An 18,648-nucleotide genomic window follows, 5' to 3' on the forward strand; every position below is an offset into this window, starting at 1 on the left:
TGGTCGCTATAATTCAGAACTGGTAACTGATGCGGGCCTGCAGTTTTCCGCCATCCTGGTCGGGTACCACGTCCCGCAGGGTCTGGCCCCAGTACAGCTCTCCATTCAGGTGATCACCGTATTGCCAGCGCAGACCGGCGCCCAGGCTCTGTAGCTCCTCGCTTGAGGGGCTGACGTCTTTGATCTGGCCGTAATCGGTGAAAGCAAACGGCTCCAGGCCTGGCCGCCAGCGATAACGCAACTCCGCACTGGCGAACAGGCCGTCAGCGCCAGCCACTGCCCCGGACGGATAGCCGCGAACGCTGCCGGCACCACCGGACTGGAACAGCAGGGTTGGCGGCACGGTGTCTTCGTCAGCGAACTGCCAGCCGCCACGAAACAGCCCGAGAAACCCGCCGCCAAACGCCTGTACCCAGGAAGCATCGCCCTCGTAAAGCAGGTAGTTATCGGTGACACCGAACACATTTTCGACCTCAGCCCGAACCACGCCCTGCCGGAAGCTCCAGTTGGCGCTGGCCAGGTACCCGTTGATCTGCGCGCCCAGTGACCAGCGGTCGACATCAAATTCACTGATCGCCTGGCCCTCGAGTTCCGTGGTGGACTCGATCGCGGCGTTTTCCAGATAGGATTGAACCAAAACCGTTTCACCGGAATACCACGGCTGGTCCCAGCGCAGGGCAATCTCCTGCGAGTCGCCGGTGACGTTCAGGGCCTCAAAAGGGCCTTTTACAATCTCGATGTCGCCCTGGCTGAAGCGCGCGCCCAGACGACCGCCCCAGCGGTTGACCGGAGCGTCGTAGCTGAATAGGCCGTTCAGGGAGCCTTCCGAGCCCACCACAAAAAGTGTCATGCGGTCATCAATGCGCAGCGGCCCATTGACCACCAGAGATGCCCCCAGCCGCTCCTCGCCGGTGGTCTCTGAACCGGCATTATCAACAAAGGCCTGGCCGATCAGTCTTGGCTGCTCATTGACACTCAGGCGGATGTCGGTTTCCCCGGGCTTTTCACCCGCAGCCAGTGCGGCCCGAAGCTGAAAGTTCGAGGTTCGGTTAATCCGCGTCAACGCCGGGCGCAGCTCACGGATATCCACCACCGTTCCGGGTTCGGCCGGTAACCCCCAACGTACTACACTGTCCCGGTTGTAGATCTCATTAGCGACAACCACCTTGCCCAGTCGCCCTTCCACCAGCTGCAGTGTCAGAACCCCGTTCTGGATCTGTTGGGGCGGCACGATGACCCGGGCATTGACCAGGCCTTCCTCGGCGTACAGATCGTTGAGGGCATCTACCAACGCATTGATGTCAGCGAAACTGACCTCGCGGCCCTCGTAGCGTGCTATCTGCTCACGGATGATATCCATAGGCAAAAGCTCAGATTCGTTGATCCGGATTTCCTGAAGCTCGAAGGTGACATCGGACTCTGGCAATCCCTGGCCGTTAATGTCCGAAGGTAATTCCAGCGGGTCCTGCTCCCGCTCCCGAGGCTGTTCCCGAAAGTATTCCTCGCTCTCAAACGCACGCTCCTGTTGCAGGCTTGGGTCCAGCGTCCTGAGGTCCGGGGTCGGCGCCTGCTGGGCAGCCACCACGCTGCTGCCCACTGCCAACCCGACACCTGCGGCAACCATCCAGCCCTTTCGGGCAACCCGCAAGTGATCAGACATCTTTTTCGTCATCCGTGCTCTCCGTTGTGTTGGCGGCCTGAAGGTCATCCAGGTTGACCGCGCTGCCGCCGATACTGTCGGTTTCAAAAATCACTGCCGGCACGCTCTGCAATGGCATACCCAACGCCTGCATCAGGCCCCGGGTGACCGCATCCACACCGCCCTTCATGAAACGATCATTGTCACGGGCAACGCTGGCGCCGTTGTACTCGATACCGGTGTATTCACGCTCGGCGTTGTAGTTTGGGCTCTGCACATCATGCCCCGGCCGATAGTGGCTAACGTAGGCATCGGTCCAGGTCCAGCCATCGCGCATTTGCAGGCTAAAGCGGGTGTCCGGCTCGAACAGCTGAACGTCCACATCCCGTACCGAGGCATCCCGGTTGTTCATGTACAGGGTGTTGGTGCCGGTCAGAACCGACAGCTCAGTGCCGATCCAGCCGGAATCGATGGCAAACTCGCTGGTGTTGGTGGTCACGGAGGCCTGTTCGGCATGCATCTGTGTCAGCTCAATACGTCCCTCACTGTTGATGGTAAGAGCCACCAGGTCGGCCAGGTTGCCATCGTAGCCCGTTACCACACCGGTGAGTTTCTGGCCCGTGTGGTCAATGACGGTATCAATCACGCTTCCTGCCAGGTTTACCTCCTGAGGAACGAAAATCGTTCCACCAGTGATGCTATCGCCGGCCGCAACCGAAACCGGGCCACTTGCACGCAGCTGGCTGAAAGCGACATCCTCACCCGCTGACAGTGATTGGCTACCGACTGACTCGATGACGTCGACGAGGATTGTGTCGACAGCCCGCAGGCTGACGTCAGCTCCTGACGAGACCACATTCAGCATGGAGATGCTGTCGCCCGCCTCAGCCACCAGGTCTCCAGCAACATCAATCGTCTCTGCCATCAACAGGTTCCCGCCCGCAGTGGCGTTCATCTGCCCACCAACGATTACGCCGCCTGCCACCTCCAGGGATTCGCCGGCCGTCAGGGTAGCGGAGCCGCCTACAGCCATGCCGTCGGCTATTGAAAGGCCTCTCCCGGCGGCAGCGTCAAGGTCATTCCCTGCCTGGATGGCGCCGCCGATGTCCAGTTCATCCGCAGCATCCAGAACAATATCAGCACCGGCATTCAGGCCATTGCCGAGCATGATACTGCCACCCGCTTTGGCAATGATGTCCTGGCCTGCGTCGATGCGTCCTGAAGTGGCTCCGGATCCGCCGTCGTATACCTCAACACGGATATCGCCCGCGGCATCCAGGTTTACTGTTCCCTCTCTCGCAAGCAGACCACCAAGCAGAATGTCGCCGCCTGAACCATCGGCCCCAAGCGTCGCCAGGGAAATGTTCCGCCCTGCCTCGATAGAGCCCTGGCGGGAATCAAAACTTCCCCCAAGGGCCACATTGATGTCCCGCCCCGCGCTGATTGTGTAACCTCGGCCGGCGTCAATGCGATCCAGGAACAGTTCGCCACGCAGGGCCCGGGTAATCACGTCCCGGCTGGCCCGAACCAGATTGCCGGTGATATTACCGTTCGCGGATTCAAGGAATATATCGCCACCCAGATCAACGGTATCGCTGTCTTTTCCGGCTATGGCTTGCCGGAAACTGATGTCACCCTCGGAAACAAGTTCCACCCGGCCGTCCGCGGTCAGATACCCCTCGGCCGCAGGATCCTTCTGGCCATGGGTCTGGGTACCGCTGGTGCGGATGCGAATCTCGGCGTCGGCGCTATCTGCGTTGGCAAATTCCACCGCCGCATCAACGGCATCAACAATGACGTTACCGCTGACGGATTCAACCCGTTGCAATTCAGCGGTCTGGCCGGCATTCACCACCAGATCGTTTTCGGAGGTAGCCTCCCCCACCGTGACATTGCCATTTGCAACCAAGTTGATAACAGAACCGGCGTTCGCATTGCTCACGGCCAGGTTGCCGTCACTTGCTAGATCCAGGAAAGTCCGGGTCGCGACCGTGCCGAGGGCCCCATTGCCGCCAAAGTTGCCGGCAATATCACCGTCGGTGGCCAGCACACTGTCGAGCGTTACGTCCGCCAGACTGTCGAAACGGATTGTGCCCTCCAGCGAGGCTATTCCACCGCCGGTCACCGTGTTCAGGAAAGATAAATACAGCGAGCCAGTCTTGCTGAGCACTGACGGCTCAGCGGATGCAATATTCAGGCGCTCATCAACACTGCCGATATCACCAACAGCGGTCAGACTCAGCGGGCCACCGCTGGTGAACCGATGGTCAGGTCCGTCACCCTGTATGGTGGTGGCGGTTAATGTCATGGCCCCAGCCGATTCCGCCTGCCCAATCAACAGGTCGTTGGCCTCGACTCCCAGCCAAACGTCGCCACTGGCCTGAAGGTTCAGAGTTTCACCAGCGCCGGTCAAAACATTCAGGCTGCGTGTGTCGGAACCAATATTGCCATCCACGTTCAGGTTGACAGCCCCGCCCTGGATCACATTGATACCCGTGTCATCGTAGGCACCGACCAGGTTGCCGTCAGCAACGGACAACCAGATGCCGTCTCCGGCAAAGGCCCGACCCAGGCTCAGATTGCCCTGTTGGTCCAGGTGCAGAGCATTCGCCGCCCGGGCACTGAGGTCACCGGTGATCGCGGTCTGGATGGGTGCGGCCGCCGAACCAATATTACCGGTGGCGGACTCCAGGACGACATCGCTGCCGCTGACCACGGTCTCGCCCGGCCGAGCGGTGGTAATGGCGCCACCGGTGGCAATCCGGACGGAGCCGCCATCAACGTTATACAGGTTAAAGTCGGTTTCGCCGCCCAGGAAGATATCCTCATCCGCCGTGGCAGTAATGGTGCCGCTGGCCTGGATATCCAGGTCTTCGCGCTGAATCACGCGAATCAGCTTGGGGTTGTCCACATCAAAGATGACGTCATCGAACTCCGCCGACGCCAGCGCCAGCAGATCGTCTTCGCTAATACCGTCGAGGCCATCGGTAACATCAATGACCACATCATCCGCCAGGGTGCGGCCGATGTTAGCGGCACTCAAGGTCACGTTCTGGCCGATGATATTGGCGTCCTCGTTGACCACCGATCCTCCGGCATCTTTCTCGATGAGGGCCCGGGACACGCTGTTGCGAAGCTGACTTTCGGTCCAGATGGCGCCATCGGCGATATCCGTCAACACATCGGCGTCGACTTCGTAAACAAAGGTCTCATCGTAGGCCGCGCCGCCGAACTCCTCGTGAAGGTCGTGGTAGGACTGGCTCTGACTCGCCTCGTAATCGGCCAGCTGAGTGTCTGTCCAGCCACTTTCGTTCACCAGGAAGTCACGCTCAGAGCTGTCCAGAGTGTACCGATAGTCCGGATCATAATCCGCGACCACCAGATTGCCCGCCTCATCCCGGCTCAGGCGCAACTGCCAGTAACGCTCATAGCGTGCCTGGCCGGCGTTCTGCAGCGCTTCTTTTTGCTGCTCCAGCGACGCCTCCGCGCCTGCACCCAGAAGGTTGGCGTTGTTCCAGACATCCAGCAATTCATCGGCCCGGCGCTCGTCGCGTACATCATTGGTGTTGGCATCAACCAGGTCACCGTCGGCAACTGAGATGCTGACATCTCCACCCGCTGCAATCTCAACCACGCGGATGTCGCCAATCGTCTCGTTCAGCGTAATGTCGCCCTGTGCCGCAGCCGTCACCGTGCCGTCGCGGAACCGCGTCCGGTTACTGTTAATGTTAAACGCACTGCCGACAGCGCCAATCGAACCCGCCCGTGCGGTGAGCGTCAGGTTGTTGCCCCGCACCAGAGAGTCAGGCCCAAGACCGACCAGGTTGCCCTGAGCTGAGAGCAACACATCGTTATTGGTGTCGACCCTGTCCACCAAAAGATCACCACGAATGGCATCCAGGTCGACATCCCCGATGGCGGTGATGGCGTTCAGGCCGCCCGCCCCGACATCAATCGCCAGCGTGCCCTCGTTTCCAATCCCGGAGAACGCATCAAGCTCGAGACGGTCAGCATCGATCACCACGTCCGAGCTGACCGCGTTGATGCTGCCATTGCTGGCTTCCAGGCGAGTGACGCCGTCGGCGTTGTTGAGCTCACCGGCCAGGGTCAGATCCGAATTGGTACTGACAGAAAGACTGCCGCTATCGTAACCACTGAACGTGATCGCAATGTCATGGTCTGCATCGATCACGTTCCTCGAAATACTGAACCCGCCCTTGGTTTCCGTGTATTCCTCGTAATAGCGTTCCGTGAGGCAAATCAGAACCCGGGTAACACATTCTGTCCAGGTGCTGCGGTCCCCGGTGATCGGATTTTCTCCAGTTTCGAACGGTTCACCGTCAAGTTCCGCCACATTGAAACCAACGTATTCAGCTCCATCCATCGGCGTGGCGCTGCCCTGATCCACCCAATCCCCGATGGTGGTGCTGGTCGCCTCGCCGCCATCAATAAATCCAATGATGGTGTCCCAATACCTGGTTATAACTCGCTTCTGTGAGGTCTTCTGACCCTCAAGCCAGACATAATCCAGGCCCTCCGACGGCGAGTAGCTTGCCTGCCGGGTATTGTCGAGGGTCTCATTGAGGAACGCCTCCGTCCGGGCTATCTGGTCATACTTGCCTTTATAAATCTGCACATCGTCGCCCAGGCGGGTGTAGATGGTGCTGTTGACGACGGTCTCACCACCTTCTACATCGGTGTCATTGATCCGCAGCACACCCTCGATGTCATTACCCAGGCTGATGTCGGCAAGGCGTAGATCCCGACCGGTGGTGTTCCGGATATTCACCCGGCCGTAACCATCCATCACCCGGATTTCACCACCACCGGTACTCATGATCTCACCGGTGAGTTCCATGTAACCGCCAGCCACATCCACTTCGTCCAGTACAATGCGCTCGTTGGCGTAGTCATAGCGGAAGCCGATGATGCCTTCGCTCGGGTCTGAATCGGTAATGCGCACCCATTCACCCGCAACGGGGTTGGCCGGGCGATTACTGTCAATCAGGCCCATCGCAGCCTCATCAATCACCACCGACCAGTCCGCGATGCCCGACTGAATGGTGCCATTGATATTCAGGTAACGCGCGCTGGCGACCAGATTGTTCCCCGCAATAAAGGTCCCCGGGTCATAGCCGGGCTCATTAAAGTCGGCACCGCGAGGGTCATTACCCACATGCCGGAAACTGTCCACATAGCTCAGCAGGATGTTGGCACCCGCGCCGATGTCGAGGGAATCACCCCGGATATCACCCTGGATATACAGACTGCCCTGGGTGCTTTCCAACTCGATACTTCCGCCCAGGTTCAGAATGTCTCCTTCCACAAAAATATCGGTGGGCAGAAGGCCACTGAACAGGGCATCCCCTGTTTCAGAGGTGTCTGGCAGATCCACGTCTGAAGGGTTGAACGTGTTATTCACGGTAATCGACGGCGCATCTGAATTAGCGCCACTGATGAACTGGCCGAACGCCGCGCTGCCATGGTCGCCGGTATTTAGCGAAGCAAGGTCCGCATTATTTTCGACCAGTGAGTCGTTAAATGTGATACCGCCTGTGGCGTCGTTCGGGATTTCCAGCCCACTCAGGCGCAGGAAGGCCGGGCTGCTGTTCTGGATCTCAATCGTGGCATCGCCCGGGGCGTTCAGTGAGCCCGAACCAACCAGCGCGTCACCCGTCACCTTGATGTTGCCGCCGCGGGCAATCACAGGGTCAACCTCGACAATCTGGATGGGCAGGTCTTGCGGTGCGATCAACCGGCCATTGTTGAAAATGGTGTCCCGGTCGTACCCGAGTTCTTCCACATAGAAGTCCGCCAGGGCTTCCCTTAGCAGATTGATCTCAGACTGAAAGGCTGCCCTTTCGGTGGGTGAGGCTGCGTACTCCGCCTGCATGGCGGCGAGTTCGTCAATCCGGTCCTGGATGGTCTGGTTGTAAGAGCCCTCTACGATGCGGTAATTGATGCCATTGGTACGCTCGTTTTCAACGATGACAATTTTGTCGTCTGTGATGGTGTAGCCCAAATCAAGGCGCTCGCGGTTGTGCACCCCCGCCCTGAGCGTGCCGTTGACCGACACCACTTCATCCGAGGTTGATTCAGCCACCCCGGTCACCGTCTGGAGAGAAATCTCCTCACCGCCCACCAGATCACTGATGCCATTGGTGATACCCTCGACGGCCTGGGTTGCCAGATCGGTGCCGGTGCCCCGGCCAACCAGGTCCTGGCGGCCGGGACGCGCGTTCAGGATGATGTCGCGAACACCCTCGACCACACTGCCACTTTCAACGGTTACCCGGGAACGGTTTTCCAGGTCAGTCATCGCGACCGGGGGATTATTCATCGCAATGGCGGTGTTATTCCACAGGTCGGTGCGCCCGGTGAGCTCAAAACGCCCGTCTGTGCCCCCGGAACTCATACCGGCGTTCAGGGTAACGTCGCCGTATCCCTTCAGAAACGCACCCGTACCGATGGTAACCGTGTTATCTGCCGTCATTTCAAGATTCGTAAGGCCCGATGCAGCGCCCGAGAAGCCATAGGTCTTGACGCTCACACCAATGTCGGCCCGCGCGTCGGTACGCGCGCCCATGGCCAGCTCACCTACGGAGGTTAAACGGGCATCCTCCCCCACTGACACATCGGCCACAGAAATCAGCGTGGCATAGGCCTCACCACGGCCATTGGGCAACGCCCCGCCGGCATCAATCAGCAGGCGGTCATCGATGTCAAAGACCGTTTCAGCATCAACCAGGAATTCACCAGGCGCACGCCAGTCGCCGGTGACTTCCAGGGCAGCGTTACTGCCAATGTTCACCAGGCTGTTCAGCGTCACGTTGGTGGTGACCGTGGCCGCGGCTGCGTTGGCAATACCGCCAGCCCCGGTGGTGAGGTTGTAGCCATCACCGGTTTTCCTGGCCTCGGCCCGGCTGTCGATATCGATGTTGCGGGCGTCTACCCGCGCACCATCGGCAACAATTGCCTCCGCTGTCGCTTCCACATCGTGGAAAGATGTTCCGCCACTGGCGCCCAGGGCCGATGCCTGAACGGTACTCACCTGGGCGTTGAAATCAGACGTGTGGCTGGCATTGATGGCCAGCCGGTTCAGCGTGGCAAGACCCTGGTTAGCCAATTCAGCGATGGTTGTACTGGTATCACTGGTGTTCGCTGTAGTGGACGCACCCGCAATCAGGCCGCCGCTTCCGGCTTCGGCATCAATACGGTTACGGGTCTCACTGTCAGCCAGGATTGTCAGATTATTGCGCACGGGGAAATCAAGAGCACCGCCAAAACGTGCTGTGGTGGTTCCATCGGCCGTCGCACTGGCTTTGTTGGTACCGATAGACCCGGCAAGCCCCACCGCGAAACCGTCGGCTTTGGCGTACTGCCCATTGGTGTTTTCTGCATTGACTTCAACGTTGCCCAGCACAGACACCGTCGCATCCAGAACCGCCGCCACATCGGAAGAACCGACAGCATTGGCTTCAGTGGCGCTGTTGCCCACACCAATACCACCGGCGGAACCCTCGGCAATAGCTTCCGCGCTATTGGCGCTGCTACTGGTTTTATCAACACCGGCGTTGACCGACACACCGCCGAAGCCGCCAACCAAGCTGTCACCGTCCACGGTGGAACCCACATCGGCGCTGGTCTGCGCGTTGGCAATGGACGCGCCGATAGCCAGGCCGCCAGCAAAGTTGACACCTTGTGAATACGCAGTGGTATCGGTGGTGGCGCCGGCAATCACATCCAGCCCGGCACCCTGAACCTGCAGGTTGCTGTTGTAAACGCCGGCGTGAACGCTGGTGCTGTCCAGAGCGGTTGAAATCGCACCTGAACCAGCGGCTGCAAGGCCGCCGGCCGCTGCCATGGCATGGACATCCACGGCCCCGGAAGACAGCGCCTCTACCCGGGTACCAAAGCGGTCATTGTATGTGCTGTTTTCAATCCTGGCGTCGACATCACTCTGCTTGCTGCCGGTCGCCACCACCACACCAACAGCCGCCGCTCCGGCTGTCGCGCCAATGGCATCCACCTCGACGGATGTGGCGTCTTCGGCTTTGACCGCCACGGTTGTATTGGTAGCGCCACCCCCGCTGCGGGAAACCGTTCCGGAAACCCCTGCGTGCACCAGGTTGTCGATACGGCTGTCAACCACCGAGGCCCCAAGGCCCACCAGCCCCGCACCACCGGCGAACGCCGTGGACCACAGTGCGTGGTCGTAGCCGTCACTGGCCAGCGCATGAGCCTCGACCGCAAGATTACCCCGCAGATCAAGGGTCGAAGCGCCCGTTACTTCGGCGATAACCGTGTTGAACGCCCGATCAATAACAACGGCACCGCCAGCGCCAATCCCGCCGGCACCGGCGGCTCCTGCGGTCGTCAGAATGCCGGTTTTATCTGTTGCGGTTACCGAAACATCCCGAGCCCGAATCGCCGAATCGTCAACCCTTGCGGTTGTAGTATCCGCCAGTGCGGCATCGGTGCCGGCGTAAACGTCGTAGCTTGCATTGGCCGAGATCGCCTCAGACTCGCCATCCGCCAGGAGCTCTGACGCCGCGCCATCGCGATCTGCATTGGCAAGACTGTTCAGCTCATTCAGGGTACCCGCGTCGTCTTTGTCCAATTCCTCGTTGGCGTCACCCCGGTCGCCATTACCAATAAAGGTGACCGAAAGCGCACCGGAAATACCGACGGTGCCGCCGGCCCCCGCAGCCACACTGACGGAATCGACGGTGGTGTTGCTCAACGCATCGACTACGACATCGCCGGTTGTTTCAAGACGGCTGTTCTCGACGGAAGCGGCAACGGTGGAATGCACAACAGACACCGTACCACCGGCGCCGACACCAACCCCGGCAGCAGAAGCGCCGATACCCAGGGCGCCGGCCAGGCTATTCACATCGATATTGTCTTCGGCGGCGACACGGATTGCTCCGGTGGTGCCTGCATTGCCTACATCGGCATCCCTGACACGGGCAACGGTTCTGTTCTCTCCAACGGTGGCCGCCACACTGCCGGCCACGCCCACGGCGCCAGCGCCGGAGGCGCCCACTGCCAGGGTATCAATCTTGCTGCCGGTTCGGGCCTCAACCCGGGTTTCACCGCTAACATCAATCGCGCTGCGCTCGCCGGCACTGCCGCCGTCCCGTGCGCTGCCATCAATGGTCGCTTCGGTGGTCAGTGAACTGATCGCCAGGTTCATAGCCCCTGCGACCGCAACCGTACCGGCACCGCTGACAGCACCGGCGGCCAGCAATAGCTGATTGTCAGATTCTGCATTTACGCTCAGGCCGTCAGCGGTCACCGAGGTACCGCTATCCATGTAAGCGAGCGTGGTGGCGTCGTGAAGTGCGAAGGTACCACTGCCGGCGGCAACCCCGCCCGCACCGCCAGCAGCGCCGGCAGACAACACCGTTGAACCGATACCCGTATAGGCATCGACGGTGACATCACCGGCTGCGCTTGCCGCGACATCACTCAGGAACGCTTCGGTCTGGCGGTTTACAATATCCGCCACCAGCACGCCGGTGCCGGCACCACCACCACTGCCGGCGATACCCAGCCCCATGTTGCTGGTGTAGGCATGGCTGGATGCGCGCACATCCAGTTCCTGGGCGGCATCGGCACCGGTTTCGGCATTGATTGCTGCACTGGAGACACCGGCTCGTGTACTGCCACCGACGATATTGGTGGTACCCGTGGCTGCGCCGGCACCGGTGCCGGAACTGAACCCAGCGGTTACCGCCAGCGTAGACACGCTCTGTAAAGACTGGGCATTGACCGCAACACCGCGGACCTCACGGGAACTGCCATTGAGGTCAGTGGCGGTCAGATCGGCAAGCTCCTCCAGGGCCAGCAGTTCTGGCTTCTCGGCCAGGCGGCCGTCGGCCACCTCAAGACCGCTCGGGTCACCCAGCGCCAGTGCACTGACCGAAGTGTCCGGCCCGGCGATCAACGCCTCAGTGTTGGCCAGCATATGATTCACAACCAGCGACGCGCCGCCGCCAAAGTTGCCAGAACTTACCCCAGCGGCACCGGCAAACACTTCCAGAACGTCGTTGTTGCCGGCCAGCACACCCACATTATTCTGGGCCACCACCTGGGCGCCACCGGCAATCTCAGCCAGAGTGTTGGTGTTGAGCAGGTTCACCGACACAGAGCCGCTCAATCCATCCGTACTGCCTACCGAGAGGCCCGCCGAAACCGTGCCAATCCGGGCATCTGATTGCGCCTGAACCAGCAGATCAGCAACGTTGAGCTGCCCGCCCTGAACAGACGCCTCGATATCATTACCAATCCGGTTGACTGCCACGGCTGCGCCAACGGCTGACGCGCCGCCCTGGATGGCGCCTGCAAGGCTGTCAATCGAGCTGTTATCGGCCGCAGTGACAACAACGCCTGCAGCTTCATTATTCAGCCTGGCGCCTTCAACTCGCGCACTGACCGTGTTGTTGATAAAACTGTTGGCGTTTGAAACACCGAACGAAAGCCCAGCGGCACCACCGGCAGACGCACCCAGCGTCTTGATCTCCGAGTAACCACTGGTGTTAACCGCCAGCGTGTCAGTCTCCAGAAACTCTGTGCCCTCAACCCCTGCATCGTAGGCGCCGGTGATGGTATTGGTGGCCGATGCCAACCCGACACCCGCAGCACCACTGGCTGTTACAGCACCGGCCAGCGACCAGATACTCGCACGGTTGTCTGCGGTACCCGTGCGCACCGTTGCTGCCACATCGCCAGCCGTCACCTGGCCGGCATTGATCAGGGCACTTGTGCCCAGGGTCATGATGTTGACACTGGCGGAACCGGCAAGCGCGACACCTTCCTGGTTTGCCGCGACCGAACCCGCGACCGCGATGGAGGCAATATCGGCGTCCTGATCAGCTGTAACAGACACCGTGCCTTTCTCATTGAGCGCACCGCCATCGGTAACGACGGTGTTGCCACCGAGTTCGGCAGATACGGTGCCGCCAATCTCGTTGTAACTGGCCGAGGCGCCAACCGCCGCCTGACCGCCCGCACTCACAGCCACGCTGCCCGCGAGTGAGAAGAAATTACCATCGGCTGCGGCACTGACGGACACGTTGTCGGCATCCAGAGCGCTTTGCCCCAGCACCCGGGCGACTACCTCCGTGCTGCTCAGCGTGATTGCACCCGAGCCCATGGCCGATACGCCGTTGCCGCCAGAGACGCTGGCACCGGCCGCCACACCAATGGCCTGCCGTGAATTGCGGGCCGACACGTCCACGTCGCCGTCGGTGGCCGTCACGTCCGCATCGCGGATTTCCGCCACGTAACTGCCGCGCAGGTCAGTGAAGCCAATGGAAGCGCCGGCCGCTGCGTTACCGCCACTGACACCGAACGAGCCAGCAAAGCCCAGTACCACCTCGCCCGAAGCCAGGCCTTCAGCATCCAGCCCCAGATCCGGCTGTTCTTCACCAACACCCAGCAATGCACTGCCATTGAAGTCATCCGCCGCGCCGGCGGTGTCCATGCGGAACAGGTCTTCCGGCACTGTGGTACCGGCATCACTGCGGGCGGTGACCCTGACATCACCAGCCGACTCCACCGCCGACGCCGCCAGCAGGTTGTCGTAATCCGGCACATCCGGCGTTTTCGCATCGCCGTCATGGTCTTGCGTACCATACAGGCCGGTGATGCCCGCTTGCAGATCGCTGTCGACGGTCAGAATGTAGACTGAACCTGCACCTGCGAAGGAGCTGCCGGTCGCCACGCTGCCACCGAAGGCGCCACCAAGGATACGGGCAGCGCCGAGAGCACTGACCCCCACCTCATCAAAACCGGTCAGATTACTGCCGCGAATCATGGCGCTGACGTCGTTATCGATACGTCCGTAGGTGGCCGCAAGGCCGACACTACCGCCGGAGCCAGAACCCAGGTTCAGCGCCAGCGAGCCGCCGCCGGTGAGGATGCGGGAGCGATCATAACCGGTGATATTGACGCTGCTGCCATCACTCTGGCCCTGAAGGTTGCTGCCCTCCACTTCGGCATCGAAATCGGATGCGATAGCAGCAACCGACAGTGATCCCGCGCCACTGGCGCCGGAGCTGGACGATGACGTCGCAGACATCGCCAGGCCAATGGACAGAATGTCACCCGAACCTGCCGCGAGAACATCCAGAAGGTTAACCTGACCGTCCACGCCATACAGACCAGCCCGGACTTCGTTATCAATATCGTTAAACGCCGCAGACGCCGCCACGGCAGCCGCGCTGCCACTACCGCCGGCAATGGCAATAGCCGCCGCACCCGCCGCGCTGATCTGATCCACATCGCCAATGGCACGAACATTGACGTTACTGGCGGCGCTGTCCTGCCCGCTGATCAGAGCGGTATCCCGAACCTCGGCGATGGTGTCCATCTGTGCCATGTTCAGGGTGACAGACCCGGCCCCGGCTATGCTGCTGCCGGGCTGCCCGCCGGCGACCGCTCCAAACGCTGAACCAGCCGCCGAAAGTGCCGCCGTGAAGCTGCCATTCTGAGCCTGAGTTGCGGTGGGCGAAGGGGACGGCGTTGGGGGTGGCGGGGTACCGCTGGCCGGCGTATTGACGGCGGCTGCGCCGGCCGCGGCGATAACGCCCACGGTGCCCCGGCTGATGGCATCCACGTTCAGGTCGTCTACCACCAGGCCGGCAGTTTCACCGCCAGCGACCGGCACGTCAGTCGGGGTTGAGCCGGCTTCTTCGCCCTCATCCAGTGCCCGGTCGTCGCTGTTATCACCGATATACGCTCGGGTGTCGCTGTGAACGTCGTTATAGGCAAACGCAATACCTATGGCTGCTTTCGTTGATGAGCCGGAGCCATCGGTACTGGGCGGGGCAATCGCCACGGCTCCGCCGATGGTCCACAGGTTGATGCTGTAATCCGCGCCCAGGTTAACCGCATTGGCCTCAACTCTCGCACCCTGGTGGATGCTGGCACGGGTGGTGGCATTTACGTTGGCGTAGCTGACAATGCCGTTACCGGCAATGCTCTCGCCAGAGCCCGCCGAGGGCGCAACCACGTACATCAGTTCGGTGGTATTGGCTTTGACACTCAGGTCCGTGGTGGTGATGTGCGCACCATCACCAATACCCGCGATGGTGCTGCTGCCAAACTCAGTCCAGCCAACGGAGCCACCCAGCGAGTTCCCGGTGGGTGAGTTACGGGCAGTAATCCAGGTCAGGAACGAGACATTACCCGTCACACCCGCCGTTTCAGAGAACGAGCGGGCATCAATATCCACGCCACCGGCCCAGTTCCAGTCGTCAACAAAGTCCAGATCGTGGTCATCCTCGCCCTCGGGCGGGTCAAACGGCACCGCGAACTCGCTGGACCACTCTTCATCGATACCGGTGGTGGTCAGCTTCGCGCCTTCGCCTACCCAGGCTTTAGTGTCATGGCTAGCGAAGGTGCCGTTGAAGCTGCCATAAGCAGCGGTAGAGGTTTCGCCGGTTTGTGCGATGCTATTGGCGTAAGCGTTGGCGTAGCTGGTCAGCAAGTTATCGGCCAGGCCAAAGTTCTCAAGCGCCGCTACGTCCGGGTCGAAGTACAGCTGCGCGATCTCGTTGATCGCCGCAAAGAAGTCCTGAGGGCCGTCCCAGTCTTCCGGGTTGAAGGTCGACAGAATCTCATCGTAGTCGTTGTCGATCGGCAAGGCGCTGCGTGCGCCCACGCCGATGTTACGGGCGGTGATATCCGCTCCGTCGCCAATAATCGCCTGGCTGGAATGGAGGTAATCGCCATAGGTAAAGGCAACGCTTCCAGTGAACTGGGCACCGTCTTTCTCGGACAGCGAGTTGGCGCGGCTGTCGGCGATGCTGCGAACCCCCTGATTCACCACCCGGGAACGCACCGACACATTGCCATCGGCATTTAAAGACACGCCCTCGCCAATCTCTGCGCGGGCACTCTGCTGGCTGAACGTCAGGCTGGTGGCGGCGGCGATTCTCAGATCGGCCGGCTGGCCAGTCCTGCTGACCTGGCCCTGCACAAACGCATTAATGCCCTGGCTCCGCTGGCGCTTACTGCCGACCAGGTAGTCGATGGCATTGAAACCATTCTGGACCTCGGCCTTGGTGACCCGGGCATCGCTCAGGTTGTCTGCAACCACATCCAGCGAGTTAAGGCCGGCGTCGTCCGCCATGCTGGCATTGAACGCAGCATGGGCATTGGTATTCCAGGCCGAGATGGCCAGCGTAAGCGCACCCTGAGACGGCGCATTCGTCGCCGTGCTGCCTGCCGAGCTGCTCGCCTCAGTGATAAATGTGTCAAGATTGCTGGCGCGCACCTCCACGTTCTCTGCCGCCAGCTGCACGTCTTTGCCTACCGTTGCCTCGGTGTCGGTGGCGGCGACACCAATGGCCAGGGAAAACGCACCCACAGTGTTGCCGGCATTGCCCCGCCTTGCCCGCTCAATCTCCGCTTCGGAGGCTAACTCAAGGGTATTCCGGCTTTTGGCAACAACGGCAAGCTCGGCCGCGTTCACCTCGGCATTACCCGAAATCCGCGCGGCGCTGGTGCCAGACACTTCGCCGTAAATGACGCCAACCCCGAACGGAGGCAGCGAAGCGGTCGCCAGGCCGCCGGTACCACCGATCGCCTTGCGCTGTGCGTCTGCTGTGACGTTCACATTGCCGCTGGCGTCCAGCAGCGCACCATCACCAATCTCGACCACCGCATTGCTGTGGACAATCGCCGTGGTAACTGGGAAACCCAGCGCCAGCAGGCTGGTAATATCCCAGGGGTCGTCAAAGCTCTCGAGGGCATTGTCCTGAATGTCTTCAGACTCAATGTCTGCGATTTCCTCGGCCACCGTCAGCGCGCTGGTCGGGTCGGCGGGGTCCAGAGAGGACAGCCAGCCGAAATCCACTTCACCGATGGCAATGGCAGACACATCAATATCAGCACCGCGCAGCGCACCGTTCACCTCAACGTCGGCGTTGGCGGTGGAAACCCCTGCAAACTTCACATCCGAAGCCCGGGCTTCGAGTTTGATATTACCCGCCTCACCAGCAGCGCCGGTGTAACCGGTTCGCTCTACGTAGCGAGCGTCCAGCAGGGCGCCGTTTTCAACGTTGATCGACACATCGGCGGTCTGGGCAACCCGCACGGTGTTGGTGACATTGCCCACACTGGTGAAGTACTCACCGGGGTTCTGGGACTCACAGATGTTGCAGGTGAAGTTATCGCCGGAGACCAGGTTGATGTCACCCGCAGCGAAGCCGTCCGTGGCGAAGGTCAGGATCTTCGCGCCGTCTTTGACTGTGATATTCGGCGCCTGCAGGGTGACGTTGCCCGAATCGCCCTCAGAGGCCGTGGTGTATAGGTCTGCGGCCGATGCATCCGCCAGGCCCGCAGGGTTGTCCGCCAGGGAACTGGCCGGATTGATACTCACGGCATCTTTGGAGCTCTCAATACGGCGGGTGTTGATGGTCGCGCCGGACTCGATGGTTACCTGATCACCGGCGTTAATCAACACATCGCCGCCATTGGTGTAGTAGGCGGTAGATGCCATCGTGACGTTGGCGTTACCGACAACAAACTCGCCGTCTTCTCCTCCGGTTCCGCCAGACAGATCCGCGTTCAGGCCTGCCAGCGTGAGGTTATTGCCCGAGGTTTCCAGGCGACCACCGTTGCCGGTCGCGCCGGCAGACGCATCCAGCAAAGCACTGCCGTCAATGGTGTTGGTACCCAGAGCTTCCAACGTAACGGTGCCGCCATCGCCGCCGCTTTCCGCGCCCGCAGCACTCACCGATGCAGAGGCGCTAACCGCGATATCCTGTGAGGAAGCGAGATTGATCTTACCGCCGCTGCCTGCACCACCCTTGCCAGAGGCCGACAGCGTGCCATCGAGGTTCAGGTTCTCGCCGGTGGCGATCTCGATGAACCCACCGTCACCGCCGGTCGACGCGCCATCGGCGCGCACGGCGCCGGTGTTGCCAACGGTCACATTACCTGCAGCGGCCATAGAAACCTGGCCGCCCCGGCTCCGGTTTTCAGCCGCAGACGCAGCCACAAGACCGTTTACAGTGACATCGCCGCTGCCAAGAATGGCAATACTGCCTGAACTGACATCGATATCGGTGCCAACCTGAAGCCCCTCGGTATTTACGGTGGCTTCAAACAACGCTTCCCGGGCCTCGTCCGTGGCCGCGCGCAGAGAGCCATCTACCGCAACATCGGTGCCATAAATGGCGATGGTGGAGGCGCTGTTGATGGTACCTTCAATGGAAATAATGCCTGTTGCAGACTGTGGCGCATTACCACCCAATAGGTCGCTGACCGCCTCGTCACCAATCACGCCATCCGGGCTGATCAGCTCGTCCATGAAGGCACTGGTGGGCGTAGCAAACAACACGCTGCCAACGTTCAGAACACCCTGCGCTCCCACAACAATTCCGTGGGGATCGGCAAACACGATGTGGCCACCAATCTTCCCATCCATCAAACCATTAAGGGTGCCGTCGATCACCGCCTGGGTGTCATGAACAAGGTTAATCAGGTTGCGGGTTTCGGCGGGGAGGTGGAGATTTACGGTATTGCCGGCTGCAACCTGGAAGTGGTTAAAGCTGTTGAAGCCGCTGTTGCCCCGGATAGTGTTTGTGCGAATGTCCGTAAAGGATCCACTTACATCCACAGTCGTGTCCGTGCGGCCACTGATTTCGATGGTATTGGCCGCTACCTTTACCCCGGGCGCAATGCCAAGCGCCGCCACAATGGCGGACGCCAGGGGATGCTTGACCGAAGGGAGATCAAGCCTGCCAAACCGCCGGCCCTCCCGTTTCTGTTGACGGCTGGGAAGGTGCCTGGAGCGTACATTCATGGCGCAAGTCCTTTACTGCGTTAACCCTGTCTGGCGTCCCGGCGGCAGGTTTGGGTACTGCGTGTCAGCACTACAAAATTACAGCCAACGCCCCTGTCATCATCCAATAGATGACTTTTCACATTATTAAAATGATAAAGCGACCGTCTGGTCGGTTTGAATTACACCTTGAGAGATACCTGTCGAC

The 18,648-nt window shown here is 60.6% G+C and carries 2 protein-coding genes; both read right to left on the bottom strand.

All coding sequences use genetic code 11. The features are described 5' to 3' along the window. Positions 1-13: 13 nt before the first annotated feature. The gene (locus CFB02_RS12880; RefSeq protein ID WP_172835825.1) at positions 14-1,672 is read right to left on the bottom strand and encodes a ShlB/FhaC/HecB family hemolysin secretion/activation protein; all 1,659 of its coding nucleotides are present in this window, start codon (positions 1,670-1,672) and stop codon (positions 14-16) included. Continuing rightward, on the bottom strand, positions 1,653-18,461 hold the full coding sequence (locus CFB02_RS12885; RefSeq protein ID WP_088558292.1) for a leukotoxin LktA family filamentous adhesin: 16,809 nt from the start codon (positions 18,459-18,461) through the stop codon (positions 1,653-1,655). The genes CFB02_RS12880 and CFB02_RS12885 overlap by 20 nt, the downstream gene beginning before the upstream one ends. Positions 18,462-18,648: the final 187 nt, after the last annotated feature.

The sequence above is a fragment of the Marinobacter sp. es.042 genome (genome assembly GCF_900188315.1).
In the GTDB taxonomy this organism is placed as follows: domain Bacteria; phylum Pseudomonadota; class Gammaproteobacteria; order Pseudomonadales; family Oleiphilaceae; genus Marinobacter.